Consider the following 293-nt stretch of genomic DNA (forward strand, 5'->3'; position numbering starts at 1 on the left):
AGCGATTTTCGCTTTCAGCTTGCTCCAGGTGATCCTGTGCTCGGGTCAGATCTGCGGCTTTCGCCTCCAGCTTGCCTTCCAACTCAACGATCCGCTTTTCCAACTTATCAATGTCAGCCAGTGAGCGTTCTAGCTCCGCAGACTTGAGGGATAGCGAGTTTTTCTGCCTTACCAAGGGCCGCATCGAGCTCTGTTTTTTTGTTGGTGAGAGCTTCAAGTTGTTCTTCCAGTAGTTCAGCCCGTTCGGTGGCATCATTTGCCATGTCCACGGCTTGCTGCATATCTTCCTGGTA

At 51.5% G+C, this 293-nt stretch carries 1 pseudogene; it reads right to left on the bottom strand.

Annotated elements, in window-relative coordinates:
• Positions 1–113: 113 nt before the first annotated feature.
• Positions 114–293: pseudogene (locus tag BHE89_RS26755) on the bottom strand (hypothetical protein); the annotation flags it as partial.

Source organism: Shigella sp. FC1967 (assembly GCF_001743005.1).
In the GTDB taxonomy this organism is placed as follows: Bacteria; Pseudomonadota; Gammaproteobacteria; order Enterobacterales; family Enterobacteriaceae; genus Proteus.